A 2,680-nucleotide genomic window follows, 5' to 3' on the forward strand; every position below is an offset into this window, starting at 1 on the left:
TGGGCCTGGACAGCGACGGCGTCTGGCAGCCCCTGGGGCGGCTGGATGACGGCGGGGCGGCGTGAGGCTCACCGCCGAACAGCGGGCCGTGGTCGAGCACGCCGATGGCCACGCCCGGGTCGCCGCGGTGGCCGGCTCCGGCAAGACCACCACCATGGTCGCCCGGGTCCTGCACCTGCTGGCCCGGGGCGTGGCGCCGGAGCGGATCCTGGTGCTGATGTTCAACCGCTCGGCCCGGGAGGACTTCCAGGCGCGGCTCGCCGCCATGGCCCCGGCCGGCCGGCGGCTTCCCGACGTGCGCACCTTCCACTCCCTGGGGCATCGCCTCACCGCCAGCCTGACCCGCTGGGGGGCGCTGTCGCCCCGTCAGCTGCTCACCGCCGACTGGCAGGTGGAGCGGCTGCTGCGCCAGGCCACCCAGCGCGCCCTGGAGGCGGCCCCCGGGGCGGGGGAGGCGGCCCTGGACGCCGAGCGCCTCGAGGCCCTGGCCCACTTCTGTGCCCTGGTGAAGGCCGAGATGGTGTCACCGGCGGCGCTCTATGACCGGCTCGATTTCGGCGAGGCCACGGAGCACTTCGTGGCGGCCTTCGGCCACGCCGAGGCACTGCTCGAAGGCCACGGCCTGATGGGCTATGCGGACCTGCTCTACCGCCCGCTGCGCGCCCTGGAGGCCGATGCCGCCCTGCGCGGCCGGGTCCAGGGCTTCCTCGACCATGTGATCATCGACGAGTACCAGGACATCAATGTCGCCCAGCAGCGCCTGCTGGCGGTGCTGGCCGGTGGCCAAGCCGAGGTCATGGCGGTGGGCGATGCCAACCAGTGCATCTACGAGTGGCGCGGCGCCCACCCGGCGACCATGCTGGAGCGCTTCACCGCGACCTTCGGCGCGGCCGTCGACTACCCCCTCTCCACCACCTTTCGCCACGGCCACGCCCTGGCGCTGGCCGCCAATCACGCCATCGAGGCCAACCGCCGGCGCCCCGACCAGCTCTGCCTGGCGGCCGCCGGCAATCCGTCCACGCGTCTGGCGCAGGCCCTGGGCAGCCGTGACCTGCTGGAGGCGCTGGTGGCCTGGCAGGCCGAGGGCAGGGCGCTCAACGAGGCCTGCGTGCTGGTGCGCAGCTGGTCGCTCTCGGTGCCGCTGCAGCTGGCGCTCTTGCGCGAGGGGATCCCTTTCCGGCTGGCTCGCGAGGATCGCTTCGTGTTTCGCCTGCCGCTGGTCCAGGCACTGGCCGGCTACCTGCGCCTGGCCCGCACGCCGGCGCTGCTGGCCAACCCCGGGCATCTGGCGCTGCTGCTGGGGCAGCCGACCCCCTTCGTGGCCCGTGAGCGGCTGGAGCGGCTCGCCGCCCGCCTGGCCGAGACTCAGCGCTGGCCGGAGCGCCACGACCCGCTGTTCGAGGGGCTGCGCGCCCACCAGAAGCGCACCCTCAAGAAACGCTGGGCACTGCTCTGCGAGCTGCCGCGTCTCTCGGCCTGGCCGCCGGCGCGGCTGCTCGAGCACGTGGTCGAGGTGGTGGAGGCCGAGAAGGTGCTCAAGCGTGCCGCCGCCCGTCGCGACAAGGGCGAGGAGGACGTGAGGCTGCTCGACGTGCTGCTCGAGCAGGCCGCCGAGCTCGGCAATGATCCGGACGCCTTCATCGAGCTGCTGCAGCGGCCGGTGGAGAGCGACACCAACGGGGTGCTGATCACCACGGTGCACGGCTCCAAGGGGCTGGAGTGGCCCCTGGTGGCCGTCGCCGGGGTCAACGAGCAGGACTTCCCCCACTACAGTCGCGACAACCCGCTCACCGCCCAGCGGCTCGAGGAGGAGCGACGGCTCTTCTACGTGGCCATCACCCGGGCCCGGGAGCGGCTGCTGCTGCTTCACGACGGCGGCGACCATCGGCCGAGCCGATTCCTGGCCGAGAGTGCCTGGGTGGAGTGCCAGCGGGTGGCCAAACGCCTAGAGCAGGCGGGAGAGCAGGCGGGAGAGCAGGGCGGCGCGGAGCCGGTGCCGCTCGCGGTGTCGCGGCCGGCGCTGGTCGAGCGCTACCTGGCGCGCCTGGGCGTGACGCTGCCCCTGCAGCCGGCGGCCGAATCTGGGGTGGCCGAGGGCAGCGGCGACTATCCTACCTTCGACGTGGGGCAGAGGCTGCGCCATGCTGTCTTCGGCGAGGGCGAGATCGACCTGGTGGAAGGCGACCCGGAGAACCCGGTGATCGAGGTGCGCTTCCGTCACGCCGGCCGGCGGCGGCTGATTGCACGCCGGGCGCCTATCGAACTGATTTCAGGAGAGCGTGCATGAGCGACCCGCTGATCAGCGCCGCCGAACTGGCCGAGTCCCTCGAGGGCGAGCGGCCGCCGCGGCTTCTCGACTGCCGTGCCCGGCTGGGCGAGCCGGACGCCGGATATACCCTGTGGTGGGAGGCCCACCTGCCCGGCAGCCTCCACCTGGATCTGGACCGCGACCTGGCGGGACCGGCGGGGCGGGGCGGGCGCCATCCGCTGCCGACCCGCGAGGCCTTCACCGCCACCCTGCAGCGCCTGGGCATTACTCCCGAACTGCCGGTGGTGGTCTACGACGACATGGGGGGGCAGCTCGCTGCCGCCAGGGCCTGGTGGATGATCGCCTGCTGGGCGGGCCACCCGGAGGTGCGCCTGCTGGACGGCGGCATCAAGGCGTGGCTGGGGGGAGGGG

2 protein-coding genes are annotated in these 2,680 nt (G+C 73.3%); both read left to right on the forward strand.

Annotated elements, in window-relative coordinates; genetic code table 11:
* The first annotated feature begins 61 nt into the window (after positions 1-61).
* Positions 62-2,287, forward strand: a complete 2,226-nt coding sequence (locus tag J5F18_RS09565) for an ATP-dependent helicase (protein WP_346302007.1) — start codon at positions 62-64, stop codon at positions 2,285-2,287.
* The coding region (locus J5F18_RS09570) for a rhodanese-like domain-containing protein (protein WP_346302008.1) at positions 2,284-2,680 on the forward strand (397 nt) is incomplete at its 3' end. The genes J5F18_RS09565 and J5F18_RS09570, both read left to right, overlap by 4 nt.

The sequence above is a fragment of the Halomonas sp. BM-2019 genome (assembly GCF_017584085.1).